The sequence below is a fragment of the Burkholderia sp. AcTa6-5 genome (assembly GCF_017815075.1).
GTDB classification, from domain to species: domain Bacteria; phylum Pseudomonadota; class Gammaproteobacteria; order Burkholderiales; family Burkholderiaceae; genus Burkholderia; species Burkholderia sola.
In genome coordinates, this window is sequence record NZ_JAGIQE010000091.1 from 1 (window position 1) to 344 (window position 344).

The following is a 344-nucleotide window of genomic DNA, read 5'->3' on the forward strand; positions in this document are numbered from 1 at the left end:
TTCGTGCGCGACCGGCTCGACCAGCCGCTGCGCGAGGCGCAGCACTACCTGGTGCAGCTCGGCTACGAGGCGCTCGCCGAGAAGTTCGCCGATCGCGCGGACGCGCAGCCGGGCGCGACCGTGTTCCACGTCACGCAGGACCGCACGGTCCGCATCTCGTGGAAGCAGGAGATCCGCGCGGAGCTGCGCGCGATCTTCAACGGCGGCGCGTTCAAGCCGATCCTCGACGAAGCGCAGGCGATCCACAAGCGCGTGCTGCGCGGCCGTGTGTTCGTCGCGCTGCACATGCATGCGGGCGACGGCAACGTCCACACCAACATCCCGGTCAACTCCGACAACTACGA

The 344-nt window shown here is 68.6% G+C and carries 1 protein-coding gene; it reads left to right on the top strand.

Going from position 1 to position 344, the window contains the following annotated elements; genetic code table 11:
* On the top strand, positions 1–344 hold a 344-nt coding region (locus J8I33_RS34905), incomplete at both ends, for a hypothetical protein (protein WP_348636058.1).